Below are 26,851 nucleotides of genomic sequence, written 5' to 3' on the forward strand. Positions count from 1 at the left end.
AAACCCGTCGCACGGCGGATGCCGCCGGCCACGCGGCATCCGTACGGTGGCCCCATGCTCGAACTCCACGACGTCACCAAACGCTACGGCGAGCGCCTCGCCCTCGACGCGGTCTCGTTCACCGTGGGCGACGGCCGCCTCACCGGATTCGTCGGCGGCAACGGCGCCGGCAAGACCACGACCATGCGCATCATCCTCGGCGTGCTCGCGGCCGACCGCGGCACCGTGACCCTCGACGGGCGCCAGGTCACCGAGGCCGACCGCCGCCGCTTCGGGTACATGCCCGAGGAGCGCGGGCTCTACCCGAAGATGCGGGTGCTCGAGCAGACGGTCTACCTTGCCCGCCTGCACGGGTGGACCCCGGCCGCCGCGCGCCGTAACTCGCTCGAGCTGCTCGATCGCCTCGGCCTCGGCGAGCGTACGAACGACACCATCGAGAGCCTGTCGCTCGGCAATCAGCAGCGCGCGCAGATCGCCGCGGCACTCGTGCACCGTCCCGAGGTGCTCGTGCTCGACGAGCCGTTCTCGGGCCTCGACCCGATGGCCGTCGAGACGGTGCAGTCGGTGCTGTCGGATGCCGCGGCATCCGGTGCGCCCGTGCTGTTCTCGTCGCACCAGCTCGACATCGTCGAGCGCCTCTGCGACGACCTCGTGATCATCGCCGACGGACGCATCCGCGCCGCCGGCACCGGCGACGAGCTGCGCGCCGAGCACGGCACCGAGCGGTGGGAGCTGCTGATGTCGGGCGACGCGGGCTGGCTGCGGCAGGCGCCCGGCATCCGCGTGGACGCGTTCGACGGTGGCTGGGCCGTCTTCGAGGCCGAGTCGGATGCCGCACGGCAGGCGGTGCTCAGCGAGGCCGTCGCCCGCGGCGAGGTCGTCTCCTTCAGCCGCGAGCACACCACGCTCGCCCAGATCTTCCGGGAGGTCGTGCGATGAGCACCCAAGCGAACCCCACCCACACGACGAGTGCGCCCGAGCGCCACACGCCCCGCTTCGTCGACGGCGTCGGGCTGATCGCCGGCCGCGAGATCACCATGCGGCTGCGCAGCAAGGCGTTCCTCTGGTCGACGGGCGTGCTCATGCTCGCCGTGCTCGCGTCGGTCATCCTCGGCAGCATCTTCGGCGCGCAGGAGTCGACCACCAAGGTGGCCGTCGTGGCGGGCGCATCCGCGGTCGTGGACGGCAACCCGGCACTCGAGCCGGTCGCGGCATCCGACCAGGACGACGCCGAGCGGATGCTGCGAGCCGGCGACGTCGACGCGATCGTCGCGCCCGCGGCATCCGAACCGCTCGGCATCACCGTGTACGGGCTGGACTCGCCGCCCGACTCGGTGGTCTCGGCACTGTCGGTGGAACCGACCGTCGAGCTACTCGAACCGGCCGCCACCGACCCGACGCTGGCCTACCTGGTGGCCTTCGGCTTCGGCCTCGTGTTCTTCATGTCGGCGATCACGTTCGGCTCGACGATCGCGCAGTCGGTCGTGGAGGAGAAGCAGACGCGGATCGTCGAGATCCTGCTGTCGACGGTGTCGGCGCGGGCGCTGCTCACCGGCAAGGTCATCGGCAACAGCGTCATGGCGATGGCGCAGATCGTGGCGATCGCGGTGCTCGCGATCCTCGGGCTCATCGTGACGGGGCAGCGGGTGCTGCTCGGCGGCCTCGGCGGGTCGGTGGTCTGGTTCGTCGTGTTCTTCGCCGTCGGCTTCGTGATGCTCGCCGCCCTGTTCGCCGCGACCGCCGCGATGGTGTCGCGCGCGGAGGACATCGGCTCGGTCACGACTCCCGTGACGATGCTCGTGATGATCCCGTACTTCCTCGTCATCTTCTTCAACGACGACCCGGTCGTGCTCACGATCATGAGCTACGTGCCGTTCTCGGCGCCCGTGGGCATGCCGATGCGGGTGTTCCTCGGCGACGCGCAGTGGTGGGAGCCCTTCGTGTCGCTGGCGATCCTCCTCGCGACCGCGGCGCTCGCGGTGTGGGTCGGCGAGCGCATCTACCGCAACTCGCTGCTTCGCACCGGCCCGCGGGTGAAGCTCGCCGAGGCGCTGCAGGGGTAGGCGCCTCTCCGTTCCTCGAGAGGTCGCGATCTGCGGGTGCGCTGCTGCCACAACCCGCAGATTGCGACCTCTCGGCGCGAGCGGATGCCGCGAGTGGGCGATCTTGGCTGGCTCTCGCGCCGCCCGCCGCCAACTTCGCCCACTCGTGTCAGCGCCTGCCGAAGGGAGCGGGGCAAACGCCGGGTTCAGGGGCCGATCGCGGAGTACTTTCCCCGCAGCTCACCGATCGACTGCGCGGTGGTGGGATACGGCCCGTTGTCATATCGCTTGCCCCATTGGACGATCGCCAACCGCAGATCAGCATTCGCGAGCAGGCCGTGGAGCCTCAGCAGTTGGCCGGTGCAACTCGGGCACGGGCTGTGGGAGACGTTGATCTCGATGGTCCTCACGCGATGCTTCCAATCGGGGTCCTGCGCGAGCATGCGTTCAACCTGGGAGAGCAGTCGCGCCTCCGCATGCGTTGACGGCGCTTCGTCACCGGTTGCGCGAGTGACGAACTCGGCGCGTTGCTCTGTGTGGTGGGGTGCCTCCGCGCTCTCGAATGCGTGAGCGCCCGTCTGCCCGGTGAGTGCGCTGTCGCTCGAATCGAGCGCGTGGATGTCCCGCTTGTTCGCGCCTTTCGTCGTTCCAACGACGCCCATGGACCCGACCGGAGCGGCTCCGCCATTGGAGGGGTAGGCGCGCTGGCCCGGAATGCAGTCGACCTGGAAGCGAGCGACGCACTTCACTGACCCTGCGGATTTCTTCCCGCCAGGCGTGGTGTATTTCGGGACCTGGCCCGCGAGCTTCATCCGCTGTTTGTGCACTGCCGTGAAGAGCTCCACGAGGCTCTCGGCGAACCTCCGCTGGCGACTCGAGAGCGCGTTCCGTCCTGCCGTCATGTCGGTGACGTTGTTGAGGAGTGCCACCTCACCCCGAACGCCTTCGTGACGGTCACGCGCGATGGCCACGCGTTCACGCAGATGCGATTTCTCCTTCTGCTCCTTCGGGGTCTTCTCCGGAAACTCCTCGATCTGACCCACGTAATGAGTGAGCAGCACGCTCGCTTCCGTCGGTGAACTGGCGACCATGACGCGCCGCGCGCCCGTCTTCTCGATCCACACGCGATGCGACTCACCACCCGCCCGGAAGCCGAACACGCCGGGGATTGCCGCTGCGAGATCGCGCAGCTTGGCCTTCCCCGCCTCCGCCTTGCCCTTCACCCAGGCCTTGCCGGCCGCGACCTTGGCCTTCACCTTCGCGCTGATGCCCTTGGCCGCACGGATCACCGGCCCGGCGAGCTTGAGCCCCGTCTTGATCACGAAGTCGAGCGCCTTGTTCACGGGCCGCTGCAGCGCCTGGACGATCGAGCGGACCTTCTCGCCGATGCCGCCGATGCCGAGGACGCTCGCGATGAACCCGATGAGGATGGGCACCATCTGGCCGAGCGCGTTCTCGACCTTGTCCACGACGGCCGACACGTTGCCCTTCGCGATGTCGACGACCCCGTCGATGACGGTGTTCACGAACTGCGCGATGCGGGCCGCGTTGTTCACGAAGAACATGACGACGTCGTAGATGAGCTTGCAGGCCTTGATGAAGGCGGCAGCAGGGTTGAGCAGGCTGATCAGCCACGTGATGCCCGCGGTGATGATCTTCGTGATCACGAAGTCCTCGAGCTGGGTGAGGATCATCTCCTTGATGTCGCCGATCTTCTCGACGAGCTTTTCCCAGAGGCCGGCGATGCCCTGCTCCTTGATGACCTGGAAGATCTCCACGCCCTTCTCGACGGCCGCCATGGCGGTCTCGCCGATCTGCCGCACGATCCGGGCCCGGATGTTGGCCCAGGTGAGTCCGAACACCGACGCGAGCAGCTTCACGACCCCCTTGAGGTCGAACGTGTCGGGGATCTCGATGCCGGCGTCGCCGAGCTGCCCGAAGAGCCAGCCCACGAGCCCCTTCTTGAGGTGCGTGGTGATGTTCGTGAAGAACTTGTCGATGCCGCCCTTGATCCCACTGATGAGGTTGCCGAGGAATCCGACCGGATCGCCGATGATGTCGCCGATGACGCTCGCGGCCCTGGCCAACACGTTGCCGAGCATCGCGGCGAGCTCGCGGATCGTGTTGATGACCCCCTTGATCGCGCCGATCGCCTTGTCGACGAGGCCCTTGTTCTCGGCCTGGAGCGCCTCGATCCGCTCGTCGAGTCCCTTTCGCGCCTCCACGTACTTCGACGCGAGCGTCTCGACGACCTCGTTCTCCTTGTCCTTGACCTCGCTCTCGAGCGCCTCGAACTTGTCGCCGATGTCCTGCGCGGCCTCCGAGCCGACCTTCTGCAGGTCCTGCGGGAGCGACTTCACGTAGGTGGCGATCTCGGCGCGACCGGTGGCGATGCGCCGCTTGGCCGCCGTGAGGTTCGAGCCGACGATGTCGGCGACGCGGGAGATCACGCCGTCCATCTGCTTCAGGTAGAGCTCGCGCCCGGCCTCGTAGAACTCGTTGACCTTGTCGGGCATGCCGACGAGCTTGTCCTTGGCCCAGCGCAGGCCGCCGAGCCATCCGCTGTACCGGTCCTTCTTGTACGCCGACATCTTGGCCGCGACGTACGACTCGAAGGATGCCTTCGCGCGGGCCTCGCCCGTCTCGAACTCGGTCTCGACCTTCGGGTCGATGCCCTCGAGGATCTTCTTCACCTCGGTCTCGGTCGCGGTGAATATGGACTGGACCTTCGTCGTCACCTCGGCACGACGCTGCTCGTCCTTCGACTTGGTGGCGCCCTTCGACGCGACGAGCTTGGCGAGCGCAGCGCCCTTCGCTCCCTGCATACCCTGCACGCCCGCTGCCGTGACGGCACCGGCCTGCGCCTTGCCCTGCGCGATGGTCGCCTGCTCCTGGGCGCGGTACTCGGCGGGCGCCGCGTCGGCGTGGGCGGCGGCGGTCTGCTTCTCGGCGAGCGCGCCCTGGAACTCGGGCTCGCCCGACCTCGCCAGCTGCTCGTCTGTGACCTTGGCGTCGGTCATCTCCTGGTCGACCTCGTGCTTGCCGGCCTCGAGGTTGACCTGCTCGGCGGGGGCGGGCTTGGGCACAGCGCCGGTCGCCGCGATCGGCACGGCCTGCCCGGGCGCCTCCTGCGCCATCGGGGTCACGGGTTTGGCGACCGCCTTCGACGTGTCGGGCGCCGCCTCGGTCGCCGCCTCGATGTCGTGCGCCGAGCCTTCCTTGCCCTTCGTGACCAGGCCCTTGACCTCACCCTTGACCTCGCCGGCCTTGCCCGACTCCGCGTACTCGTCGGCCTCGGTGAGCGTCTTCGGCGACTTCGCCTCGATGGCCGTCTTCACCGCGGCGATGAAGGCCTGCTTGTCGAACGAGCCGGGTTGCTGCGCGTCCATGGTGTCGGCCTTGGTGGCCTTCGCCTGGCCCGCGAGGTCGTCAGCCGGCGCGAGCGCGGCATCCTGCGCCTCCTTCGCCTTCGATGCAGCCGGCGGATGCGCGCGCTTGGCAGCGGCGAAGCCCTTCACTCCGCCCTTCACCTGGGCGAACGCGGGGTCCTTGGTGGGTTTCACTCCAGTCGGCGGCACCGGCGGCAGCAGCAGCTTCTCGCGGCCGAGCGGCGCGGCGACGGCGGCGGCCGACGACGGCGACGCCCCGCCGGCGGCCGCGACCTGTGGCGCGGCCCCCGCGCCGGCGCCGGCCGCGGGTCCGGCGATCTTCGGCTTCGCCGTCACGGCCTTGGCGAGCGGCGACACGGCCGGCACTGGCTTCGGCGCCGGCACAGGCCTCTTCGGCGCGACCGACCCCGGACCGAACCCCGTCTTCGTCACGGCGAGCGCCGAGGCGGGCGGCTTCGGCCCCTCGAGCTCGACGGGGATGCCGACGGCCTTGGCCTGCTTGAGGCCCCGCTCGACCGCGTCGAGGCCCGGCTCGTCGCGACGCAGTTCGGCGAGCGCACCGTCGATGTCGACGATCGCCGCCTCCCCCGGCGACTTGAGCTTGGCCGCCATGAGGGCGCTCACCGCCGAGTTGCCCGCGTCCCGCTGCAGCGCCATGAGCACGGCGGCCGGACCGGCGGCCGCGCGCGACGGCCCGCCGACGGCCCGTGCGCGGGCGTCGGCGAGGGCGCGGGTCATTCCCGACCGACTGGAATCGGCCGCCAGTCGCGTGCCGGCCATGTGCCGAGCCTCCCGGATGCCGCGTGCGAGGGCGGTGCCGGCCGGGCATCCGTGCGGGCAGGCAACTCGACCCGTTCGGGCAACTCCGACCCGGATGCGAGGATGGTCCGGTGACCGATCAGCTCCACGACACCGCCGTTCGCGGCTTCGCCTCCGACAACTACTCCGGCGTGCACCCCGAGGTGCTCGCCGCGATCGCCGCCGCCAACGGCGGCCACCAGGTCGCATACGGCGAGGACGCCTACACCGAGCGCCTGCAGGAGGTGTTCGCGCAGCACTTCGGCGACGGCGTCGAGGTGTTCCCCGTCTTCAACGGCACCGGCGCGAACGTCACCGGCCTGCAGTCAATGCTCCCCCGCTGGGGTGCGGTCATCTCGGCGTCGACGGCGCACATCAACTCCGACGAGGGCGGGGCGCCCGAGCGGGTCGGCGGCATGAAACTCCTCACGGTGCAGAGCCCCGACGGCAAGCTCACCCCCGAGCTCATCGACCAGGAGGCGTGGGGCTGGGGCGACGAGCACCGCGCGCAGCCCCTCGTCGTGTCCATCACGCAGACGAGCGAGCTGGGCACCGCGTACACGGTCGAGGAGATCCGCGCGATCGCCGACCACGTGCACGAACGCGGCATGAAGCTGCACATGGACGGCGCCCGCCTGTCGAACGCGGCCGCATCCCTCGGCCTGCCGTTCCGCGCCTTCACGCGCGAAGCCGGCGTCGACGTGCTGAGCTTCGGCGGCACCAAGAACGGCGCGCTCGGCGCCGAGGCGATCGTCGTGCTCAACCCCGAGGCATCCGAGGGCCTGAAGTACCTGCGCAAGCTCAACATGCAGCTCGCCTCGAAGATGCGGTTCGTCTCGGCGCAGCTCATCGCGCTGCTCGAGGGCGACCTGTGGCTGCGGAGCGCTTCGCACGCGAACGCGATGGCCCGGCGCCTTCGCGATGCGCTCGACGCGGGCATCGCCGCCGGCGACCTGCCCGGCCTCGGCTTCAGCCAGGAGACGCAGTCGAACGGTGTCTTCGCCGTGGTGCCGGCGGGCGTGGCCGACCGGCTGCGTGAGCGCGGCTTCCGCTTCTACGACTGGGATGCCGCCAAGGGCGAGGTGCGCTGGATGTGCTCGTTCGACACGAGCGAGGACGACATCGACGCCTTCGTCGCGGGCATCCGCGAGGAGCTGCACCGCGTCGCCTGACGCTTGGCTCGGGCGCACAGCGCGAGCGGCACGCCGGATGACGCACCGTTGCGGCATCCGGAATACGCCCAGCCTCGATGCGTTGTAATGGAACGGGACGACGGCGCCCCGGCATCCGTTCCTCGTACGAAAGCAGCATCACCATGACGCTCGTCACCGACCTCACGTCCCGCCGCGCCGACACCACCGCGCAGCTCATCAACCCGCTCGTCGAGCGCTGGAGCCCCCGCGCGTACGACCCGGCCGCCGAGGTGTCCACCGACGCCCTGCGCACGATCCTCGAGGCCGCCCGATGGGCCCCGTCGGCGAACAACGTGCAGCCGTGGCGCTTCATCGTCGCCCGCCGCGGCACCGCCGCCTTCACGACCGTGCACGACGCGCTGCTCGGCTTCAACCAGGCCTGGGCCGACTCGGCCGCGGCGCTCATCGTGAACATCGCCGAGATCGTCGACCCCGAGGGCAAGGCCCGGCCGTGGGCGCGCTACGACCTGGGGCAGGCCGTCGCGCACCTCACCGTGCAGGCGCAGCACGAGGGCCTGCACACCCACCAGATGGGCGGCTTCGACGCGGCCCGCCTGCACGAGGCGTTCGGCCTCGACGAGCGCCTCGAGGTCGTCTCGGTCACCGCGATCGGCGTGCTCGGCGACGTCGACACGCTGCCCGACCCGCTCCGCGAGCGCGAGGTCGCCCCCCGCCTCCGCAAGCCCCTCGAGGAGCTCGTGCTCGTCGGCGAGTAGCCCCCGCTCGCCCCTCGCCCGAGCACACGACGAGCGGATGCCACGGCAGCACGCCGCGGCATCCGCTCGATTTCGCTGGTTCGAAATGTAGGAAGAATCGGCGGACCCGCCGTCCCGGACCGCCTCCCGCTGGGCGCGCCCGTCGGTTGTTCCTCCATTTCGGCGGCATGCGCGGGCCGCGCGTCAGCCCGCGCGCTGCTCCGCCAGGTGCGCGCGCAGGTGCTCGACCGCAAGGTCGTGGTCGTCCTGCTGCGGCAGCCCCGAGACGCCGACCGCGCCGATGACCGCGCCGCCCACGACCCGGATCGGCACGACGCCGCCGTGCGCGGCGTACTCGCGCGGGTCGAGGCGGGCGTCGGTGTCGAAGTCGCCGCCGTCGGAGCGGAACGACTCCCCGACGAGCATCGACGCGTGGCCGAAGCGCTCGGCGACACGGTGCTTGCGGTCGAGCCAGCCGTCGTTGTCGGCCGAGGATCCGGGCAGCGCCGCGTGGAAGACCCGCTGCGGGCCGAACCAGATCGCGATCGCGATGGGCAGCCCGCGCTCGGCCGCCGCGGCACGGAGCCGCACCCCGAGCGCCCACGCGTCGTCGAGCGTGAACCGGTCGAAGACGAGCTCGGCCTCCTCGGCGATGAGTCGTTCGCGCAGCTCGCTCATGGCCGCAGCAGCACCTTGATCGCGCGGCGCTCGTCCATGGCGGCGTACGCCTCGGCCGCGTCGGCCAGCGGCAGCTCGAGGTCGAACACCCGGCCGGGCTCGATCGCGCCCGACAGCACATCGGGGAGCAGCTCCTCGATGTACCCGCGCACGGGTGCGACCCCGCCGTTCACGCCGACGTTGCGGTTGAAGAGCGGTCGCACGGGCAGCTCGGGGCCGCCGTTCGGCACGCCGACGTAGCCGACCATGCCGCCGGGCCGGGCGGAGCGGATCGCCTGGTCCATCGACTCCTTGGTGCCGACGCACTCGAGCACCCGGTCGGCGCCGATGCCGCCCGTGAGCTCCTGCACGGCGGTCACGCCGACGTCGCCTCGCTCGGCGACGATGTGCGTCGCGCCGAACGCGCGCGCCAGCTCCTGCCGGTCACGATGCCGCGACATCGCGATGATCGTCGTCGCCCCGAGTCGCTTCGCGGCGATGACCGCGCAGAGGCCCACGGCTCCGTCCCCCACGACCGCGACCGAGTCGCCCGGCTGCACGCCCGCGCTGACGGCGGCGTGGTGGCCGGTGCCCATCACGTCGGACAGGGTCAGGAGCCCGGGAACCAGGTCGTCGGTGATCGGGCCGCCGACGGGCACGAGCGTGCCGTCGGCGAGCGGCACGCGCACGCGCTCGCCCTGGCCGCCGTCGGCGAATCCGCCGAACCGGTCGTCGCCGCCCCACCAGCCGCCGTTCAGGCACGACGTGGAGACGCCGTTGCGGCAGTTGACGCAGGTGTTGTCGCACACGTAGAACGGCGCGATGACGAAGTCGCCGACCGCGATGTGCTGCACGTCGTGGCCGACCGCCTCGACGACGCCGACGAACTCGTGGCCGATGCGGTGCGGCTCGTCGGTGGGCGTGACGCCCCGGTACGGCCAGAGGTCGGAGCCGCACACGCACGCGGCGACGACCCTCACGATGGCGTCGCCGCCGGTCGACAGCTCGGGGTCGGGAACGGTCTCGACGCGGATGTCGCGTGGTGCATGGATGATCGTGGCAAGCATGCGTTCGAGCCTACGCGCGGCCCCTCACACGTGCGGCACGAACTCCTGCCAGGCGATCCGCTTCGCACTGCGTGGGTCGAGCTCGACGCGGTCGACCCGGTCGAAGACGAGCGTGCGCCGGTCGGCCTCGTCGTAGACGGGCCACGAGGGGTCGGGTGCGCCGGATGCCGCGAACGAGGTCCAGTGCTGCTGCATCCGTCGCCCGACCTCGCGATAGAGACGGCGCCCGCCGAGCAGGGTGAGCCCGGCACCGGTCAGCGTGTCGAACTTCTCGAACAGGGCGAACAGGTCGAGGCCGTGGGTCGCGTCGAGGCCGATCAGGCGCGGCATCCGTGGGGCCGCATCGAAGCGGTAGAAGTAGACCGGCGCGTGTCGCGAGTGCCGCTCGCCGACCTTCACGCTGGGGAACCAGAACGTGAAGTCGCCCGCGAAGTCGGCGGCCGGGCGCCGTTCGGGCAGCCCCGGGTACTGGCGCTTGATCGCCTTGCGCGACTTCTTGCGCGTGTTCGCGAAGATCGCGCGGATACGCGGCTTCGTCGTCGGCAGGATGCTGATGCGCCCGACGAACAGCGACCCCTCGCGATCGTTCGTGCCGATGATCAGCGGAATGCGGTGCGCCGTGCCGTCGGCGAACGCGTCGAGGGGCCGCTGCGGCAGGAACTCCCCGTCGATCACGGGGGCGAGGCTGATGGTGCCGGGATTCTCGTCGGGCGTCCGCAGCGACAGCTGGGTCGTCGCCTCGGCGAGCAGCACCGGGTCTGCGGTGTGCAGCATCTCCGCGGCATCCTCGCCCGAATCGCTCTCGAGGTCGTCGTCGTCGACCAGCCGGCTGAGGGTGCGCACGTACTCGGCCGCCCACCTCGCGGCGACCTCGGGCGTGTACACCGCGTTCGCCGGCGAGCTCTGCGCGATGGCGCGCGCGAAGAGCCCCTCGGCCGCCGGCACGGCCATCAGCGTGGTCACCGAGTTCGCGCCCGACGACTCCCCGAACAGGGTCACCCTGCTGGGGTCGCCCCCGAACGCGGCGATGTTGCGCCGCACCCACTCGAGCGCGGCGACCTGGTCGCGCAGCCCGAGATTGCAGTCGAACGGATGCCGCGCCGACGCGTATGCCCGGAAGTCCAGCCAGCCGAGCGCACCGAGCCGGTAGTTGAGGCTGACGTAGACGATGCCGTGCCGACGCACGAGCCCCTCGCCCTGCCGCGGGTACTCGTCGGACGAGCCCACGCTGTACGCGCCGCCGTGCAGGAACACCATGACGGGGCGGCCGCCGACCGGCTCGTCGGGCGCGATCACGTTGAGGCGGAGGCAGTCCTCGCTGCGCGGCAGCCGCGGATGCGCCCCGATGAACTGGCCCTTCCGGTTCTGCGGCGCGACCGGCCCGAACTCGGCGGCGTCGCGCACGCCGTCCCACGGCGTCACCGCGGCCGGGGCGAGGAAGCGCTGCCCGCCGCCCGTCGTGCCGGCGTACGGGATGCCGCGCCACATGCGCAGCCCGCGCCGACGCACACCGCGCACGGCGCCCGCATCGGTCTCGACGACGAGTCCGTCGCCGACGAGCACGGGTCCCTCGCGCAGCATGGCGGGAGCCTACCCCGGTCGGGTGAATGCGGGGACTGGGGCGGCCCGAACTCGGACCGAGACCGATGTCGTGGGCCTGCGGCAGAATGTCACGGTGGTCGGAATGCGGAGCTTCTGGGGGGCACTCCCCACCGAGGGTCGATGGCTGCTGTCGACGGTCGCCATCCAGACGCTCGGCCGTGGGCTCACGCTCCCGTTCACGATCATCTACCTGCACGAGGTGCGCGGCTTCGACCTCGGGTTGTCGGGCGCGCTGATGAGCCTCATCGCCATCACCGGGCTCGTCGTCACCGGTCCGGGCGGCACCCTCATCGACCGCTACGGCGCCCGCACCATCCTGCTGGCCGGTCTCACCTCGATGATCGCCGGCTGCACGCTGCTCGCGTTCGCCACCCACCCCGCGGTCGCCGCGGTGGCGCTCGTGCTCATCGGGGTGAACTTCGGCGTCTCCTGGCCCGGGTTCAACGCCCTCATCGCCACCGTCGTGCAGGGCGACCTGCGGCAGCAGTACTTCGGCGTGAACTTCGCGCTCGTGAACCTCGGGATCGGCATCGGCGGCATCCTCGGCGGCTTCTACGTCGACGTCCACGCGCCCGAGACGTTCACCGTGATCTTCCTGGTCGACGCGGCGACCAGCCTCATCCCCATGGCACTGCTGCTCGGTCCGCTGCGGCACGTCCGCACGCAGTCCGAGCCGTCGCCCGACGCGCCCGCGACCGGCGGCTACCGCGAGATCCTCCGCCAGCCGGCCGTGCTGTGGGTCACCCTGCTGACGTTCATCGCGATGTTCATCGGCTACGGCCAGATGGAGGCGGGCTTCCCGGCGTACGCCCGGCAGGTGGCCGAGGTCTCGACGCAGGTGATCGGGTTCGCGTTCGCCGTCAACACCGCGGTCATCGTGCTGCTGCAGTTCACGGTGCTCAACCGCATCAGCGGCCGCCGGCGCACCCGCGTGATGATGGTCATGGCCGGCGTGTGGGCGGCGTCGTGGCTGATCCTCGGCGCCGCGGGCCTGCTGCCCGACACGGTCGCGGCCGCCATCGGCGTGCTCGCGTTCATGGGGGTCTTCGCCTTCGGCGAGACGCTGCTGCAGCCGACCGTGCCGGCCGTCTACAACGACCTCGCCTCAGACCACAACCGCGGCCGCTACAACGCGATCAACTCGGCGGCGTTCCAGGGCGGTGCGATCACCGGTCCCATCGCGGCGGGCCTGCTGCTCGCCAACGGCCTCGAGGCGTGGTACATCGCGGTCATGGTGATCGGATGCCTCGGCATCGGCGTGCTCGCGCTGGCGCTCGAACGCCGCATCCCGGCCAGCGCCAACGGGGTTCCGACGGCCGCGCCCGTCGAGGGCTGACGAGCCGCGTCGACGCCGACTACTCCTCGACGATCTCCGCGTCGATGACGTCGTCCTCCCCGGCGCCGCCGGCGCCGTCACCGGTCGCACTCGGGGACGCCTCGTCGACCTCGGCTCGTGCCACGGTGAGCGACTCCCCGTCGGGAGCCAACTCCACCATGACCCGGTCGCCGTCGCGGATCTCGCCCGTGAGCAGGGCGCGCGCGAGCCGGTCGTCGATCTCGTGCTGCATGAGCCGGCGCAGCGGGCGCGCCCCGTAGAGCGGGTCGTACCCGCGCTCGGCCAGCCACGCCCTGGCGTCGGGGGTGACCCCGAGGTCGAGGCGCCGCTCGCGCAGTCGCGTCGAGAGCCGGTCGATGTAGAGGTTCACGATCTCGCCGAGCTCCTCCTCGCTGAGCGCGGAGAACACGACGATGTCGTCGAGGCGGTTGACGAACTCGGGCTTGAACGCCTGCCGCACCGTCTGCAGCACGGCCTGCTCCTTCTCGTCCCAGCTGAGCGTCGGGTCGATCAGGTACTGCGAGCCGAGGTTCGACGTGAGGATGAGGATCACGTTGCGGAAGTCGACCGTGCGGCCCTGGCCGTCGGTGAGGCGCCCGTCGTCGAGCACCTGCAGGAGCACGTCGAAGACCTCGGGGTGCGCCTTCTCGACCTCGTCGAGGAGGATCACCGAGTAGGGGCGCCGGCGCACTGCCTCGGTGAGCTGGCCGCCCTGCTCATAGCCGATGTACCCGGGGGGCGCGCCGACGAGCCGGGAGACGGAGAACTTCTCGCCGTACTCCGACATGTCGATGCGCACCATGGCGCGCTCGTCGTCGAAGAGGAACTCGGCGAGCGCCTTCGCGAGCTCGGTCTTGCCGACGCCGGTCGGGCCGAGGAACAGGAAGGAGCCGGTCGGGCGGTTCGGGTCGCTGATGCCGGCGCGCGAGCGTCGCACCGCGTCGGCCACGGCACCCACGGCGCGCTTCTGCCCGATGAGCCGCTTGCCGAGCTCGGTCTCGAGGTGCAGCAGCTTCTCGGTCTCGCCCTGCAGCAGCCGGCCGACGGGGATGCCCGTCCACGCGGCGATGACCTGCGCGATGTCCTCCTCGGTGACCTGCTCGTTCACCATTCGCGGCTCGTCGGGCGCGGCCTCGGCCTGCTCGGCGGCCTCGAGTTCCTGCTGCAGCCGCTTGATCGTCTCGTACTCGAGCTTCGAGGCGCGGGCGTAGTCCGCCTCGCGCATCGCGCGGTCGCGCTCGGTGATCGCCTCGTCGAGCTTCTTCTTCAGCTCGCCGACGCGGTTCAGGCCCATGCGCTCGCGCGACCAGCGGGCCTCGAGCTCGGCGAGGTCGCGCTCCTTCTCGGCGAGCGTCTCGCGGAGCCGCGCCAGGCGCTCCTTCGAGGCGTCGTCCTTCTCGCGCTTGAGCGCGAGCTCCTCGAGCTTCATGCGGTCGACCTGGCGCTTGAGCTCGTCGATCTCGACGGGCGACGAGTCGATCTCCATCTTCAGCCTCGACATCGCCTCGTCGATGAGGTCGATCGCCTTGTCGGGCAGTTGTCGTGCGGTGATGTAGCGATTGGAGAGGGATGCCGCGGCGACGAGCGCGGCATCCGAGATCGTCACGCCGTGGTGCGCCTCGTAGCGGCCCTTGAGCCCGCGGAGGATCGCCACCGTGTCCTCGACGCTCGGCTCGCCGACGTAGACCTGCTGGAACCGGCGCTCGAGCGCCGCGTCCTTCTCGATGTACTCGCGGTACTCGTCGAGCGTGGTCGCGCCGATGAGGTGCAGCTCGCCGCGCGCCAGCATGGGCTTCAGCATGTTGGAGGCCGCGACCGACCCCTCGCCGCCGCCGGCGCCCATGAGCAGGTGCAGCTCGTCGACGAACGTGATGATGCCGCCCTCGGCATCGTTGATCTCCTTGAGCACGGCCTTGAGCCGCTCCTCGAACTGGCCGCGGTACATCGCGCCGGCGACGAGCGCCGAGATGTCGAGCGAGACGAGCTGCTTGTCCTTCAGCGACTCGGCGACGTCGCCCTCGACGATGCGCTGGGCGAGCCCCTCGACGACCGCGGTCTTGCCGACGCCGGGCTCGCCGATGAGCACGGGGTTGTTCTTGGTGCGACGGGTGAGGACCTGGCTCACCCGGCGGATCTCGGCGTCACGGCCGATCACCGGGTCGAGCTTGCCCGCCTTCGCGAGGTCGGTGAGGTTCACGCCGTACTGTTCGAGCGCCGACTTCTGCTCCTCCTGGGAGTTCGGCGCGCCCTGCATGTTGGCCACGGGCATCCCTTCGTCAAACTTGAGTGTACTTAACTCAACTTTGCTCGGAAGGCGGGTATTCCGGAACGAGCGGCGGAATCCGCCCGTCACTCACGGTAGACGGATGCCCCGGCCACCGCCACCGTCTGGGCGAGTTCGTCCGCGCCCGCCCTCAGTCGACCTCGACCTCGTCGCCCACCATCGTCGTGCGATCGATTCCGCCGGAGTCGGCCGGCTGCTCGTACCGCACGGGCATCCCGGGGTGAGCGAGCGAGAACCAGAACGTCGCGACGGCGGCGCCATCGACGACGGATGCCTCCGGCCGCACGTCGAACCGAACGCACTCGACGGTGCCGACCGGCAGGTCGAGGGTCTCGCGCGACGACGTCGTGCGGTCGGCCGGGAACGCCGCGTGCCGCTGGAGGTCGAGCCAGCTCGTGCGCTCCCGCTCCACCTCGCCGTCGACCAGGCCGTCGGGGCCGACCCACCAGCGCTCCAGCGTCGCTCCCGTCTCGTCGGCCTCGACGAATCGGTTGACCCGCTCGAACGGCTCGCCCTCGGCGGGCTCGACGAAGAGCCGGATCGTGCGCCCGTCAGGGCAACCGGTGCGGATCTCGTCGGCGGTGAAGGGCGTCGGCAGCAAGCCGGGTCCGAGCAGGTGCGGGTCGGTCATGCTCGCCATTCTGCGGCATCCGCTCGATTCCGGATACGGGCGGGCCGCGTATGGTCGAAGAGAGATCGAGGAGGTTCCATGCCACTGGAAGGCGAGTACGAGCCGAGCACGTCGGGATGGGCACGCAGGCAGGCCGAGACGTTCGAGGCGTCGAACGGCGCGCAGGCCAACACGCTCCGCGGATTGCCCATCGTCCTGCTCACGAGCGTCGGCGCGAAGACCGGCAAGCTGCGCAAGACCGCCCTCATGCGCGTGGAGCACGACGGGGCGTACGCGGTCGTCGCATCGCTCGGCGGCGCCGCGAAGCACCCGGTCTGGTACTGGAACCTGAAGAAGCACCCGCACGTCGAGCTGCAGGACGGCGCCGAGCGGCACGACTACGAGGCGCGCGAGCTCGACGGGGCCGAGCGCGAGGAATGGTGGGCTCGCGCGGTCGAGGCGTACCCGCCCTACGCCGACTACCAGCGCAAGACCGACCGGCTGATCCCGGTGTTCCTCCTCACGCGCGTCGTGCTCTGAGCCAAACGGTCCGGGCCTGCGCGCTCAGAGCCAGCGCATCGTGAACGCCCGCGCGAGCAGTGCTCGAAGCGGCGGCACCGCGAGCGTCCGCACGATGCCGTTGCGGGCGCGCAGACGAAGACCCGCTGCCGGCGCGCCCATGCGCATGTTGAACGCCGCCTGGCGGATGGCGCGGCGCGCGGCGGGCCGCCGCACCCGGTCGTACGTCTCGAACGGCTCGTAGGGCGCCCCCACCGCGAGCGCCGCGGCGAGGTCGTGGTCGAGCCGCATCGCGTCGATCCAGCCGAGGTTCATGCCCTGGCCGCCGATGGGGCTGATCTCGTGCGCGGCGTCGCCGGCGAGCGCGACGCGGCCCTGCGACATCCGACCGGCGAGGTGCTGGCGTGCCTCGAACCCGCTCGGCTCGGATGCCGCGTCGACGTCGAAGACCCCGCCGGCACGGGTGCGGACGATCGTCGCGAGCTGCGCCGACGTGGGCGCCGCGAGCGGTCGGCGCACCCAGGCCACCCAGCGCCGCAGCCCGCCGGGCATCGGGAACGACTCCACGACGCCCGCAGGCTCGAAGTGCAGCAGGGCGCTGCCGGGCTCGCCGGTGTCATCGCGGGTGTCGCCCATCACGTAGTGCGCGCGGCCACGGTGGGCCACCCAGTCGACGCCCACCATGCTCCGGATGCCGCTGCGCACGCCGTCGGCCCCGACCACGTAGCGCGCGGCGACGACGGGCAGCCGCTCGCCGCCCTCGGTCACGGCGACGTCGAGCTCGACGTGCGTGCCGCGGTCGTGCAGGCCCCGCACCTCCATGCCGCGCCGGAGGGACCCGGGGCGAACGTCCGCCAGCCGGCGCTCGAGCAGCTCTTCGGTCTCGAGCTGCGGCAACGACAGCACGGTGCCCGCCTTCGCGAACGACATGGCGCCGAGCGTGCGCCCCTCGCAGGTCACCCGCCCGTCGTGGATCTCGATCGCCCTCGACCGCACCTCCTCCTCGACGCCCGCGCGAGCGAGGGCGCGCAGCCCCGGAGGGTGGATGCCGATCGCCCGCGACCGGTCGGAGCGACCCGACCGCCGCTCGAACACCACGACGTCGAGACCGCGCTGCGCGAGCAGGCAGGCGAGCAGCAGGCCGACGGCCCCGCCGCCCACCACGGCCACGTCGTGCCGCGCCTCGTGCAGCTCGGGCGCCTCGTGCACCTCGGCCTCGTGCTCAGGCATCCGCCCCCCACACCACCTCGAGTCGCGACGGGATGCCCCGGCGAACGCGCCATCCGGGCGGCAGCACCGCCGCCAGCTCCGCCGCGGTGTGGCTGCGCCGGATCGAGGTGAGCCCGTCGGCGCGGATGTACGAGCCGGCGAGCAGGTTGCGCGAGAACGGGAGGGTGCCGAGCGCGAACCCGGCGTAGCCGTATCGCGACCGCTCGATGTCGGCATGCACCGCGACCCCGCCGTCGGCCGCGAGCCGCTCGGAGTCGGCGAGCAGCGCCCCGAACTGGTGGCCGTCGAGATGGTGCAGCACGTGGTTCGACGTGACCACCTCGAACCGCTCGCCCGCGTCGGCGAGCTCGGAGCTCGACACGCGCCGCAGCACGAGGCCCGGGTCGGCAGGCTGGGCGAGCGCCCAGTCGAGCGATCGCGCGTCGGGGTCGACCGCGGTCACCTCGAGCCGCAATCCGTCGGCGCGCGCCCACCGCAGCAGCGCGCGGGGCAGGTCGGCGCCGCCGGTGCCGATGTCGAGCACCCGGCGCGTCTCGGTCGGCGAGAGGCATGGGCGCACCCACCGGCGGTACACCGCCCGCTGGTTCGACACGACCGCGTTCACCAGGCGGAACCGCTCGTACGTGCGCGCGAGCGCCGCGACGTCGCCGTCGTGGTCGTCCATCAGCTCGGTCGCGGTGTCGTCGCGCTGCCGCAGGAATCCCGAATCGAAGAACCCGGGCACGGTGCTCATCGGGTCAGGTGCCCATCGGTCAGGCGCGCACCGTCATGAGCGCCGACTCGACCGTGAGGCCGGGGCCGAACGCCATGGCGACGACGCGATCGCCGTCGTCGGCGGCATCCGAATCGAGGATGTTCCGCAGCACGAACAGCACCGTCGCGCTCGACATGTTGCCGAAGTCGCGGAGCGTCTCGCGCGCGGGCACCAACTGCGCCTCGGTGAGCCCGAGCCGTGTCTCGACCTTGTCGAGGATGCTGCGGCCGCCGGGATGGATCGCCCAGTGCTCGATCGCCTCGCTCGCGGCGTCGGTCGCCAGCGCCTCCGTCAGCGCCTCGTCGTGGTCGAGCAGCGGTTCGATGGCGCCGGTGATGTGATCGTCGATGATCGTCGGCACCGCGTTCGAGAGCACCATCTCGAAGCCGTGGTCGCCGATCTTCCACGCCATGTCGTCCTCGCCGTTCGGCGTGATGCGCGTCTCGAACCGGTCGAGGTCGAAGGCTCGCTCGCCGTCGGCGAGCGGCTTGGCCGTCACGATCCCGGCCGCGGCGCCGTCGGCGAAGAGCGACGAGGCCACGATGGTGTCGGGGTCGTTCGAGGTGCGAAGGTGCAGCGTGCAGAGCTCGGCCGAGACGACGAGCACGACCGCCGCGGCATCCGCTTCGCAGAACTGCTTCGCGGTGCGGAGCGCGGGCATCGCGGCGTAGCACCCCATGAATCCGAGGTGGTAGCGCTGCACGGCCGGGCCGAGGCCCAGCTCGCGCACGAGCATGAAGTCGGGGCCGGGTGCGTAGAAGCCGGTGCACGACACCGTGACCACATGGGTGATGTCGGATGCCTCGATGCCGGGGCATCCGTCGATCGCCGCCTGCGCGGCCTGCACGTAGAGCTTCGTCGCCTCGGTGGCGTAGATCTCGTTGCGCACCTTGGTGCCCGGCAGGAGCAGCTCCCCGCTCGCGAGGTCGAAGAAGACGGGCTCCTCGGTGCGAGGATCCCAGCTGAGCTCCTCGAGCACCGTGTGGCGCGTCTCGATGCCCGACACGTTGAACGAGGTGGCGACGATCCGCTGCGCCAGCCGGTTGAGCCCCGGCTGGGCGGCGAACACGTCGCGCACCTGCTCCTGTACGAGCACCGTCGGCGGCACCGCCGTGGCGACCGCCCGAAGCGCGACGGTCACCCGAGCAGCTTCGCCTTGGCCGCGGCGAACTCGGCGTCGCTGAGGATGCCCTGGTCGCGCAGCGCCCCCAGCTTCTGCAGCTCGCCGACGAGGTCGGTGCCGGCCGGCGCAGCGGGCGCGGGCGCAGCCGGCTGGGCCGCGTAGCCCATCGCGGCCTGCTGCTGCGCGACGGCCTGCTGGGCCGCAGCCTGCATCTGCGCCTGCTGCTGCTGGGCCTCGTACTGCTGCTGCTCGTACGCGTCCTGCTGCCTGCCCGCCTGGCGCCGCTGCACGTTGCCGCTCACGGCGGTGGCGGTGCCGGCGACGACGGCCGTGCGGGCCGCCATCCCGACCAGTCCGGGGCGTCCCATCCTCCTGAACGGCATGGCCCTACTCCTCCCCGTCTTCGGCCTCGGCCAGCGCAGCGTTCACGACCGGCGCGGGGATGCGCTCGGTCTGCAGCACGATGCCACCGGACGCGGCGAACTTCGATGCGAGCTTCTTGGCCCACAGCAGCTCGATCGCGAAGATCGCACCAGACGTCCCCGGCGGGATGCCCTGCGCGAACTCCTGCGCGTCCTCCTCGGCGACGAGTCCGATGGCCGCGAGTTCGATGTCGCCGAACCCGTACTCGTCGCTGATCTCGTCGTAGTCGGTGATCAGCACCGACCCGTCGTCTTCCCGCGAGATCACGAGCAGGTCGATGAGGCGGATCTCGCCGCCCTCCACCAGTTCCCGGATCGCGTCGAGGGTGGCGTCGTCAGGACGGTCCCCCTCGAATCCGACGAGATACAGCTCGACCGGGCCGTATTCGAACTCCGCCATGTGGTCCCCCTTGATCGGTGTGATTGCAGACTAGCCCGGGCCTCGAAGGCGGCGCCAGCATCGCTCGCGAATCCTCGGCGAACATGCGGATTGCCCGGTTCTCCCGCGTTCTAGGGCGCCTGCGGATCACCCGTGAGGTGACGCAACGTGCCCGTGCGCGGGTCGGGCTCGAGCAGCAGCGCCCGCACCAGCAGCGTCAGCGGGATGCAGAGCAGCGCGCCCATCGGCCCGAGCACGAGCGTCCAGAACACGACCGAGACGAACGTGATCGTGAGGGTGAGGCCGACGGCGTCGCTCACGAACTTCGGCTGCACGAACTCCTGCAGGATCACGTTGATGAGCGAGTAGGCGAGCACCACGGTGAGCGCCAACGGCCAGCCCCCGATGACGAGGGCGAGGACCGCGGGCGGGATGAGGCCGATCACGAAGCCGATGTTCGGGATGAAGTTCGTGACGAACGCGAGGATCGCCCAGGTGATCGGCACGGGGATCCCGAGCGCCCACAGCAGCAGGCCGTCGAGCACGGCGACGACCGCTCCGAACGAGGCGTTCACCACGTAGTAGCGGCGCACGCCCGAGAAGTAGCGCGCGCCGATCGCGTCGGCGACGGCCCCGCCGAACACGTGCTGCCCGGCGCGGGAGAAGCGCGAGGCATCCGCCGCCATGAACAGCACGTAGGCGAGCACGAAGAAGAACGCCGTCGCGGCGCCGAGCACGGCATCGGCCACGCCCGTCGCCACCGCGAGCAGCTGCTCGGGATCGATCGCCGACGCCGCCGAGCCGGCCGCGTCGCTCGAGAAGCCCAGCGACTCCAGCCAGCCGAGCATCCCCTGCGCCGTCGCCTGCAGCTCGTCGGCGTAGTCGGGCAGCATGCCGATGAACTGTGCGGATGCCACGACGAGCAGCGCCCCGAGTACGGCGAGGATCGCGTACCCGACGAGGATGACCACGGTCGTGGCGAGCCAGCTCGGCCAGCCTCGGCGCTCGAGCGGCCGGCGAACCGGGTGCGCGATGATCACGACGACCGCCGCGACCGCCACCGGCACCAGGATGTCGCGGGCGAACCAGATGCCCACGAACGCGACGACCGCCGCCGCGACGGTGAGCAGCACCCGGGTGCCGCGGGCGAGCCCGGGAGGTGCCACCTCGTCGGTCATGCTCAGAAGCTCCCGATGCCCTTGCCGATGACGACGACGCCGATGACGAGCAGCAGCACGGCCATGACGGTCGCATTGTTGTGCACGAGCCAGCCGCGCAGGGCCTCGAGCGGGCCCGCCATGCGCTTCGACGCGACGAGGTAGGCGACGACGGGGACGGCCACCGTGCAGGCCGCGATGAGCACGAACACGAGGATGACGACCGCCGCCTCGCCGACGGCCAGCCCGGCGGTGCCGATGATCACGCCGGCGGCGACCGCCATCAGCAGGTTCTTCGGGTTGACCGCCGACAGCAGGAATCCGAGCACGAGGCCACGGCCGGCCGTCATCTGGTCGATGGCCGCCATCCACTTCGGCAGCTCGGCCTCCTCGCCGGGCTTCGGGCGGCTGCGCCACTGCCGCAGCGCGAGGAACAGCAGGGCGATGCCCAGCACGATCTTGATCACGCCCGAGATCGGCTTCGAGGCATCCGGATCGTCCTCGGGGATCACCGAGGCGAGCAGCGTGAACAGCACGACGGCGACGACGATGCCGAGCACCCACCCGATGAGGAAGCCGACGCTCGTGCCCTTCGCCTTCGGCGAGAGCAGCATCAGGATCGCGGCGATGATCGGGATCGGGCTGATCGCGATGCCCAGCGCGAGCGGCAGGATGTCGCCGATGATCGGGCCCATGGGTTCCCCTTCCGTGCGGCGGGTGCCGCGTCGTGTCAGCGTCGGTCGGCGTCGTGTCGGTTCGGACCCGCGGCGAGCGCGGCGAGCGCGGCCCGGTTGGTGTCGTAGACCTCGTGGTCGCCGAGCAGGCCGAGGTGCACGAGGCGGGCGCGGGCGTCGGGACGCACCCGGCTGAAGGCGAGCACGATGTCGCGTTCCGCCAGCCACTCCTGCAGGGCCTCGAAGCTCTCGGCCCCCGTGACGTCCACGTCGGTCACCGCCTCCATGTCGACGACGAGGTGGTGCACGGATGCCGCGGGCGCGGCCGTCACCGCACGCTTCACCGCGTCCCCGAACACCGAGCCGTTGGCGAAGAACAGGGGCGCGGCGAGGCGCACGACGATGACGCCCGGCGCGGTGACGCTGCCCTCGGGCGCCTCCTGGAGCAGCGACTCCGTGGGCTCGCCGCTCCCGGCGAGCACGTCGATGGCGGGGTTCGCCGCGCGCTTGGCGAGGTTCACGAGCGCGAGCACGAACGCGACGAGGATGCCGGGGATCGAGCCGATGAAGAGCGTCACGAGGAAGCAGGTGGCGCCGATGAGGAACTCGAAGCGGTCGGCCCGCCAGAGTGCCCGGAACTCGCGGATGCCGAGGAGCGGCACGATCGCGACCGCGACGATGGCGCCGATCGCCGGCGACGGGATGTCCTCGAGCAGGCCGGTGCCGAACACCAGGAGCAGCAGAGTGCCGAGCGCCGTCACGAGCGACGGGAGCTGCGTGCGCGAGCCGGCCTGGTCCATCGCGGCGGTGCGCGACGTGGACGATCCGACCGTGAACCCGCCGGTGGCGCCCGCGGCGATGTTGCCGAGGCCGAAGGCGAAGAGGTCGCGGTTCGGCCGGGTCGGGTAGTTGTGCTTCTCGCCGTAGGAGCGCGAGACGAGCAGGCCCTCAGCGGTGGTGACGAGGGTCAGTGCCATCGCCGACGGCACGAGCACGAACCACGTCGTCCAGTCGATCACTGGCCACGTCAGGGTGGGCGGTCCCGCCTCGACCGGTCCGAGCACGGCGACCCCGGCCTCATCGAGGTCGGCGACGACCACGCCGATGGTCGCGAGCACCAGCACGACGAGCGCCCACGGCACCGCGCGGGCGACCCGCCGGCCGACCAGGAGGATGGCGAGCGACACGGCCGAGATGAGCACCGACCACCAGTTCAGGGTGTCGAGGCCGGTGAACAGCCCGACGAGCTTGTCGACGAACTCGCCGCCCGAGTCGATCTTGACGCCGAGCATCTTCGCGACCTGGGCCACGAGGATGTCGAACGCGAGGCCCCCGACGAATCCGATGAGGATCGGCTTCGACAGGAAGTTCGCGAGGAATCCGAGCTTGAACACGGCCAGCAGCAGGAACAGGATGCCGCCGAGGATCGCCTGCGCGAGCGCCAGGGTGAGGTAGTCGGCGCTGCCGGCGACGGCCAGCCCGCCGATCGAGGAGGCGACGAGCGCGGCGGCCGCGGCATCCGGTGACGCCACCAGCTGCCGCGACGACACCGTCAGCGCGTAGACGACCGAGGGCACGACGAGCGCGTAGAGGCCGGCGGTCGGCGGCAGGCCGGCGATCTGCGCGTAGCCGATGTTCAGCGGGATCGCGATGGCGAGCAGCGTGATGCCCGCGAGGAGCTCGCGCACGAGGTTGTGGCGGGTCAGCCCTGCCAGCGGTCGTGGCATGGTGGCTGCATCGGGGCCGGGCATCTAGCGGGCGCTGGGGTCGGGGTCGCTCGGAGCAGGGGCGGGGGCAGGCGTGGACGCTGCCGCGGGCGCCCCGGGCGCCTCAGGCGACCCGGGCGGCACGATGCGGAACTCGGGCGCACGGGAGACCAGCAGCCACGCCGGGAGGATGACGACGCAGAGCACCGGCAGCAGCGTGATGTCGGTGGGGATGGCGACGCCGAGGAAGAGTGCCAGCCACCCGTCGCGGCCGATGACGAGGACGACGCCGACGACGCCGCAGGCGACGGCGAGGCCGAGCGGCATGCTCGGGATCAGCACGTGCCCAAGCAGGCCGAGGGCCACCCCGATGAACGCGGCGGGGAAGATGCGCCCGCCGCGGAACAGCGAGCTCGCCGCGACCAGCAGGGCGAGGATCTTGATGCCGGCGATCACGGCGAGCTGGGTGCCGTCGTAGTCGGCCTCGTTCTCGAGGAGCTCGCCCATCTGGGTGAGGCCCTTGAACATCGTGATGGGACCGCCGATGAGGCCGAGGATGCCGAGGAGGAACCCGCCCACGAGCGGGATGAGGATCGGATGCCGCAGGGCATGGAGCCCGCGCCAGAAGATCGGGAACGCCACGAGCGCGGCGAGGCTGATGACCACCGCCCCGCATGCGACGAGAGAACCGGTGAGCAGGTCGATCGCCTGCGGGCTGCCGTAGGGCGGCAGGTCGAACGACATCGGCGGCTGCCCGAGCAGGTGCATCGTGATGGCGCCGGCACCGGCGGCCGCGACGGGGAGGAACAGCCGATCCCACAGCGATCCGCCGCCCTTCGCCGCGGCGACGATCCCCGTGAAGAGCAGCGCCGCGGCCACGGGGGTGCCGAACAGGGCACCCACGGTTGCGGCCCCGGCGATCAGCACCCCGATCTGCGCGGGCACCCTCGGCAGGAACCGCGCGAACACGGCGACGATGATGGCGACGTTGATGGCGATGATGGGGTTCTCAGGCCCCAGGCTCACGCCGCCGGCGAGGCTCAGCACCGTCACCACGGCGAGGCCGGGGAGCACCCGCAGCTTCAGCGGCGGCGAAATCAGCTCGGTCGTCGCCGAGTCGGGACCGCCATGACCCGGGAGGTACCGGAGCCCGATGCCGACCGCGAGGCCCGTGAGGGTGAGGATCAGCACGATCCACCACCCGTTCGGGTCGACGCCGAGCGCATCGGGGAGGTTGGTCCACAGCACGTCGCTCAGCAGGTCGGCGAGCTTCTCGAGGGCCCAGAGGAGCAGCGCCGCGAACGCGCCGAGCACGATCGCGGGGATCGCGAGGACCAGCAGCTGGCGTGGAGAGGCTCCTCCGTCGGTCGGCGTACGCGCGAGGCTCATCGTGAGCTCCTCCTCGTGTGGTGCGGCGCATGGGCGGTCGACCGGAGTCCCGCCGCCCACGACTCCCCCGCGATGAGCGTAGCGCCGGGCGTCGGTGGACGACCCCTCGCGCCACGCGGTAGGTTCACCTCAGCAGCGCTCACTGGGGGGCGCTCGAGCACATCGAAAGGCTGCGAATGAATTTCTGGAACAGTTTCGGAGACGTCATCTGGTGGTTCCTGTGGGCGTTCGTCTTCATCGCCTACCTCATGGCGCTGTTCGCGATCATCGGCGACCTCTTCCGTGACCACACGCTGAACGGCTGGTGGAAGGCGGTGTGGGTGATCTTCCTGATCTTCGTGCCCTTCCTCACCGCACTGGTCTACCTGATCGCCCGCGGCAGGGGCATGGCGGAGCGTTCCCAGAAGGAGGCCAAGCAGTACCAGGCGGCCACCGACGCCTACATCCGCCAGACGGTCGCCACCGGCGCGAGCCCGTCCGACGAGATCGCCAAGGCCAAGGCCCTGCTCGATGCAGGCACGATCAGCCAGGCCGAGTACGACCAGTTGAAGGCCAAGGCGCTCGCCCACTCGGCGTAGTCGTCTAGCTCGAGACCGCAACGGGGTCGGATGCCGCGGCATCCGGCCCCGTCCGTGTGTCCGCACCCGTGATGGCGCCGCCGTGGGCCGCCAACGCGGCCTGCGAGCCGGGTGCCTGCATGCTGCCCGCACTCCGGAGGAACACGATGATCCAGCTGAAGATCAGCACACCGGCGACGAGTTCGACGGCCGTCAGGTTGTAGTAGCCCACGGCGAAGAAGATCGCGAGCAGCACGATCACGCCGACGAAGACGTACCCGAGCAGCACGAAGACCCTCGGCATCGCGGGCACCAGCCATCGCAGTCCCAGGACCAGCCCGGCGAAGATCACGGCCATGCCCGTGGCGACCGTGTTGTGCACCGCGAAGAACTCGTCGACCGGGAAGATGCCGACGCACGCGAGGAAGATGCCGATGAGGATGAGGCCCAGTCGGAGCAGGTTGCGACCTCGCACCTCCTGGCCCGTCCGGGTGGGCAGCGAGGCCGTGGCGTAGCGAGCGATGATCGTGACCATGGCGCCGGCCACGATGAGGGTGACGTTGAAGGCCAGTGCGGATGCCTCATCGCTCATGCCGAGGGCGCTGAGGTTCATCTTCCACCACTGGGGGTCGCTCGCGCTGAGCATGGCGGCGAGCGCGCCCACCACCAGGAACGTCGCGAGCACGAGCGAGAGCAGCATCGGCGTCAGGTGCACGGAGGAGAGGAATGACACGTAGGAGGTGACCGCGAACGCGACGCCGGCGAGGATGGCGCCGGCGAGCGGGAACACGACGGCGCCCACGAAGCTCCGTTCGAGCAGGTTGGCCAGGCCGATCCAGCCGAGCAGCGCAATGGCGCCGTGGGCGACGGCGAGCGCGGCGACGTCGAACCAGTGCAGGCGCGCGCCCGGCATGTTCAGTCCGGGCGACGGGTCGTGCAGGATCGCCGGGTGCCGGTGCCTGGCCATCAGGATCCGTCCGAGCACGAACGCGATGAGCGCCGTCAGCGCTCCGCCGATCCCGACGTACTCGCCGAGCGACCCCGGGCCCGAGATGGGGAGGTCGCGCCCCCAGAACACCACGAACGAGATCGCGCCGCCCACCACGAAGAAGGCCGCCCCGAGCAGGAGCGCGATCGACTCCAGCGACTCGGCACTGGCGGCCGGATGCCGCAGCACCCGGGAGATCGACGACGATTCGGCCACGAAGCACCCCGTTCGCTCGTGCGGCCGCCTGGGGGACGGCCGCGTCTGGCACCACACTGCCAGC

At 71.0% G+C, this 26,851-nt stretch carries 23 protein-coding genes; 7 read left to right on the forward strand and 16 right to left on the reverse strand.

The genetic code is table 11. The features are described from left to right. Positions 1 to 54 precede the first annotated feature (54 nt). Together AC1DZA_RS08210 and AC1DZA_RS08215 are read left to right on the forward strand one after the other, a co-directional pair. Positions 55 to 939 (forward strand): ABC transporter ATP-binding protein, encoded by an 885-nt coding sequence (locus AC1DZA_RS08210; protein WP_476772378.1) that lies wholly within the window; start codon positions 55 to 57, stop codon positions 937 to 939. Next, complete coding sequence (locus AC1DZA_RS08215) at positions 936 to 2,063, forward strand: ABC transporter permease (RefSeq protein WP_476772379.1); 1,128 nt, start codon at positions 936 to 938, stop codon at positions 2,061 to 2,063. The genes AC1DZA_RS08210 and AC1DZA_RS08215 overlap by 4 nt, the downstream gene beginning before the upstream one ends. A gap of 185 nt (positions 2,064 to 2,248) precedes the next feature. Here the strand turns inward: AC1DZA_RS08215 and AC1DZA_RS08220 are convergent, their stop codons facing one another. Then, entirely contained in the window at positions 2,249 to 6,211 is a 3,963-nt protein-coding gene (locus AC1DZA_RS08220) for a hypothetical protein (protein WP_476772380.1), read from the reverse strand. 110 nt (positions 6,212 to 6,321) lie between these two features. Between AC1DZA_RS08220 and AC1DZA_RS08225 the strand changes: the two genes are divergently transcribed. Next, complete coding sequence (locus AC1DZA_RS08225; RefSeq protein WP_476772381.1) at positions 6,322 to 7,401, forward strand: threonine aldolase family protein; 1,080 nt, start codon at positions 6,322 to 6,324, stop codon at positions 7,399 to 7,401. A 143-nt stretch (positions 7,402 to 7,544) separates the two neighbouring features. Further along, positions 7,545 to 8,138, forward strand: coding sequence for a nitroreductase family protein (locus AC1DZA_RS08230; protein ID WP_476772382.1), 594 nt, complete (start codon positions 7,545 to 7,547; stop codon positions 8,136 to 8,138). 183 nt (positions 8,139 to 8,321) lie between these two features. Here the strand turns inward: AC1DZA_RS08230 and AC1DZA_RS08235 are convergent, their stop codons facing one another. The 3 genes from AC1DZA_RS08235 to AC1DZA_RS08245 are packed head-to-tail and all read right to left on the reverse strand — an operon-like array spanning position 8,322 to position 11,422. Further along, the gene (locus AC1DZA_RS08235) at positions 8,322 to 8,795 is read right to left on the reverse strand and encodes a heme-degrading domain-containing protein (RefSeq protein WP_476772383.1); all 474 of its coding nucleotides are present in this window, start codon (positions 8,793 to 8,795) and stop codon (positions 8,322 to 8,324) included. After that, complete coding sequence (locus tag AC1DZA_RS08240) at positions 8,792 to 9,841, reverse strand: zinc-dependent alcohol dehydrogenase family protein (RefSeq protein WP_476761940.1); 1,050 nt, start codon at positions 9,839 to 9,841, stop codon at positions 8,792 to 8,794. Before AC1DZA_RS08240 ends, AC1DZA_RS08235 begins: the two co-directional genes overlap by 4 nt. Positions 9,842 to 9,865: 24 nt before the next feature. After that, positions 9,866 to 11,422 carry a carboxylesterase/lipase family protein gene (locus tag AC1DZA_RS08245; protein WP_476772384.1) on the reverse strand — a complete coding sequence of 519 codons (1,557 nt, stop codon included), beginning with the start codon at positions 11,420 to 11,422 and terminating at the stop codon, positions 9,866 to 9,868. A 103-nt stretch (positions 11,423 to 11,525) separates the two neighbouring features. On the opposite strand from AC1DZA_RS08245, the gene AC1DZA_RS08250 reads away from it, so the two are divergent. Next, positions 11,526 to 12,779 (forward strand): MFS transporter, encoded by a 1,254-nt coding sequence (locus tag AC1DZA_RS08250; protein ID WP_476761938.1) that lies wholly within the window; start codon positions 11,526 to 11,528, stop codon positions 12,777 to 12,779. 19 nt (positions 12,780 to 12,798) lie between these two features. Here the strand turns inward: AC1DZA_RS08250 and AC1DZA_RS08255 are convergent, their stop codons facing one another. Together AC1DZA_RS08255 and AC1DZA_RS08260 are read right to left on the reverse strand one after the other, a co-directional pair. After that, positions 12,799 to 15,033, reverse strand: coding sequence for an ATP-dependent Clp protease ATP-binding subunit (locus tag AC1DZA_RS08255; protein WP_476772570.1), 2,235 nt, complete (start codon positions 15,031 to 15,033; stop codon positions 12,799 to 12,801). Between the two features lie 160 nt (positions 15,034 to 15,193). Next, entirely contained in the window at positions 15,194 to 15,694 is a 501-nt protein-coding gene (locus AC1DZA_RS08260) for a hypothetical protein (RefSeq protein WP_476772385.1), read from the reverse strand. A gap of 78 nt (positions 15,695 to 15,772) precedes the next feature. Between AC1DZA_RS08260 and AC1DZA_RS08265 the strand changes: the two genes are divergently transcribed. After that, complete coding sequence (locus tag AC1DZA_RS08265) at positions 15,773 to 16,213, forward strand: nitroreductase family deazaflavin-dependent oxidoreductase (RefSeq protein ID WP_476772386.1); 441 nt, start codon at positions 15,773 to 15,775, stop codon at positions 16,211 to 16,213. 24 nt (positions 16,214 to 16,237) lie between these two features. On the opposite strand, the gene AC1DZA_RS08270 is transcribed toward AC1DZA_RS08265, so the two are convergent. The 9 genes from AC1DZA_RS08270 to AC1DZA_RS08310 form a co-directional block, all read right to left on the reverse strand. Then, positions 16,238 to 17,422, reverse strand: coding sequence for an FAD-dependent oxidoreductase (locus AC1DZA_RS08270; RefSeq protein WP_476772387.1), 1,185 nt, complete (start codon positions 17,420 to 17,422; stop codon positions 16,238 to 16,240). Beyond that, positions 17,415 to 18,155, reverse strand: a complete 741-nt coding sequence (locus AC1DZA_RS08275) for a methyltransferase domain-containing protein (protein WP_476772388.1) — start codon at positions 18,153 to 18,155, stop codon at positions 17,415 to 17,417. The genes AC1DZA_RS08270 and AC1DZA_RS08275 overlap by 8 nt, the downstream gene beginning before the upstream one ends. Positions 18,156 to 18,174: 19 nt before the next feature. Next, positions 18,175 to 19,317, reverse strand: a complete 1,143-nt coding sequence (locus AC1DZA_RS08280) for a type III polyketide synthase (RefSeq protein WP_476772389.1) — start codon at positions 19,315 to 19,317, stop codon at positions 18,175 to 18,177. Then, the gene (locus AC1DZA_RS08285) at positions 19,314 to 19,682 is read right to left on the reverse strand and encodes an SHOCT domain-containing protein (RefSeq protein ID WP_476772390.1); all 369 of its coding nucleotides are present in this window, start codon (positions 19,680 to 19,682) and stop codon (positions 19,314 to 19,316) included. Before AC1DZA_RS08285 ends, AC1DZA_RS08280 begins: the two co-directional genes overlap by 4 nt. A 4-nt stretch (positions 19,683 to 19,686) precedes the next feature. After that, on the reverse strand, positions 19,687 to 20,121 hold the full coding sequence (locus tag AC1DZA_RS08290) for a DUF6325 family protein (RefSeq protein ID WP_476772391.1): 435 nt from the start codon (positions 20,119 to 20,121) through the stop codon (positions 19,687 to 19,689). A gap of 110 nt (positions 20,122 to 20,231) precedes the next feature. Next, the gene (locus AC1DZA_RS08295; protein ID WP_476772392.1) at positions 20,232 to 21,278 is read right to left on the reverse strand and encodes an AI-2E family transporter; all 1,047 of its coding nucleotides are present in this window, start codon (positions 21,276 to 21,278) and stop codon (positions 20,232 to 20,234) included. Between the two features lie 2 nt (positions 21,279 to 21,280). Next, positions 21,281 to 21,952: a GAP family protein gene (locus AC1DZA_RS08300; protein WP_476772393.1), complete on the reverse strand. Its 672-nt coding sequence runs from the start codon at positions 21,950 to 21,952 to the stop codon at positions 21,281 to 21,283. Between the two features lie 35 nt (positions 21,953 to 21,987). After that, positions 21,988 to 23,658 (reverse strand): SulP family inorganic anion transporter, encoded by a 1,671-nt coding sequence (locus tag AC1DZA_RS08305; RefSeq protein WP_476772394.1) that lies wholly within the window; start codon positions 23,656 to 23,658, stop codon positions 21,988 to 21,990. Positions 23,659 to 23,682: 24 nt separating this feature from the next. Beyond that, entirely contained in the window at positions 23,683 to 25,026 is a 1,344-nt protein-coding gene (locus tag AC1DZA_RS08310; protein ID WP_476762061.1) for an ion channel protein, read from the reverse strand. Positions 25,027 to 25,202: 176 nt separating this feature from the next. On the opposite strand from AC1DZA_RS08310, the gene AC1DZA_RS08315 reads away from it, so the two are divergent. Beyond that, entirely contained in the window at positions 25,203 to 25,604 is a 402-nt protein-coding gene (locus AC1DZA_RS08315; RefSeq protein ID WP_476762060.1) for an SHOCT domain-containing protein, read from the forward strand. Positions 25,605 to 25,608: 4 nt separating this feature from the next. Here the strand turns inward: AC1DZA_RS08315 and AC1DZA_RS08320 are convergent, their stop codons facing one another. Next, the gene (locus AC1DZA_RS08320; RefSeq protein WP_476772395.1) at positions 25,609 to 26,787 is read right to left on the reverse strand and encodes a DUF998 domain-containing protein; all 1,179 of its coding nucleotides are present in this window, start codon (positions 26,785 to 26,787) and stop codon (positions 25,609 to 25,611) included. Between the last annotated feature and the right edge of the window lie 64 nt (positions 26,788 to 26,851).

The sequence above is a fragment of the Agromyces sp. P2_B3 genome (genome assembly GCF_056404815.1).

Bases quoted from the DNA above. Each gene is read 5' to 3' on its own strand.
- AC1DZA_RS08210 (WP_476772378.1), top strand. From the start codon at position 55: ATGCTCGAACTCCACGACGTCACCAAACGCTACGGCGAGCGCCTCGCC.
- AC1DZA_RS08215 (WP_476772379.1), top strand. From the start codon at position 936: ATGAGCACCCAAGCGAACCCCACCCACACGACGAGTGCGCCCGAGCGC.
- AC1DZA_RS08220 (WP_476772380.1), bottom strand. From the start codon at position 6,211: ATGGCCGGCACGCGACTGGCGGCCGATTCCAGTCGGTCGGGAATGACC.
- AC1DZA_RS08230 (WP_476772382.1), top strand. From the start codon at position 7,545: ATGACGCTCGTCACCGACCTCACGTCCCGCCGCGCCGACACCACCGCG.
- AC1DZA_RS08235 (WP_476772383.1), bottom strand. From the start codon at position 8,795: ATGAGCGAGCTGCGCGAACGACTCATCGCCGAGGAGGCCGAGCTCGTC.
- AC1DZA_RS08240 (WP_476761940.1), bottom strand. From the start codon at position 9,841: ATGCTTGCCACGATCATCCATGCACCACGCGACATCCGCGTCGAGACC.
- AC1DZA_RS08245 (WP_476772384.1), bottom strand. From the start codon at position 11,422: ATGCTGCGCGAGGGACCCGTGCTCGTCGGCGACGGACTCGTCGTCGAG.
- AC1DZA_RS08250 (WP_476761938.1), top strand. From the start codon at position 11,526: ATGCGGAGCTTCTGGGGGGCACTCCCCACCGAGGGTCGATGGCTGCTG.
- AC1DZA_RS08255 (WP_476772570.1), bottom strand. From the start codon at position 15,033: ATGCAGGGCGCGCCGAACTCCCAGGAGGAGCAGAAGTCGGCGCTCGAA.
- AC1DZA_RS08260 (WP_476772385.1), bottom strand. From the start codon at position 15,694: ATGACCGACCCGCACCTGCTCGGACCCGGCTTGCTGCCGACGCCCTTC.
- AC1DZA_RS08265 (WP_476772386.1), top strand. From the start codon at position 15,773: ATGCCACTGGAAGGCGAGTACGAGCCGAGCACGTCGGGATGGGCACGC.
- AC1DZA_RS08270 (WP_476772387.1), bottom strand. From the start codon at position 17,422: ATGCCTGAGCACGAGGCCGAGGTGCACGAGGCGCCCGAGCTGCACGAG.
- AC1DZA_RS08275 (WP_476772388.1), bottom strand. From the start codon at position 18,155: ATGAGCACCGTGCCCGGGTTCTTCGATTCGGGATTCCTGCGGCAGCGC.
- AC1DZA_RS08285 (WP_476772390.1), bottom strand. From the start codon at position 19,682: ATGCCGTTCAGGAGGATGGGACGCCCCGGACTGGTCGGGATGGCGGCC.
- AC1DZA_RS08290 (WP_476772391.1), bottom strand. From the start codon at position 20,121: ATGGCGGAGTTCGAATACGGCCCGGTCGAGCTGTATCTCGTCGGATTC.
- AC1DZA_RS08295 (WP_476772392.1), bottom strand. From the start codon at position 21,278: ATGACCGACGAGGTGGCACCTCCCGGGCTCGCCCGCGGCACCCGGGTG.
- AC1DZA_RS08300 (WP_476772393.1), bottom strand. From the start codon at position 21,952: ATGGGCCCGATCATCGGCGACATCCTGCCGCTCGCGCTGGGCATCGCG.
- AC1DZA_RS08305 (WP_476772394.1), bottom strand. From the start codon at position 23,658: ATGCCACGACCGCTGGCAGGGCTGACCCGCCACAACCTCGTGCGCGAG.
- AC1DZA_RS08310 (WP_476762061.1), bottom strand. From the start codon at position 25,026: ATGAGCCTCGCGCGTACGCCGACCGACGGAGGAGCCTCTCCACGCCAG.
- AC1DZA_RS08315 (WP_476762060.1), top strand. From the start codon at position 25,203: ATGAATTTCTGGAACAGTTTCGGAGACGTCATCTGGTGGTTCCTGTGG.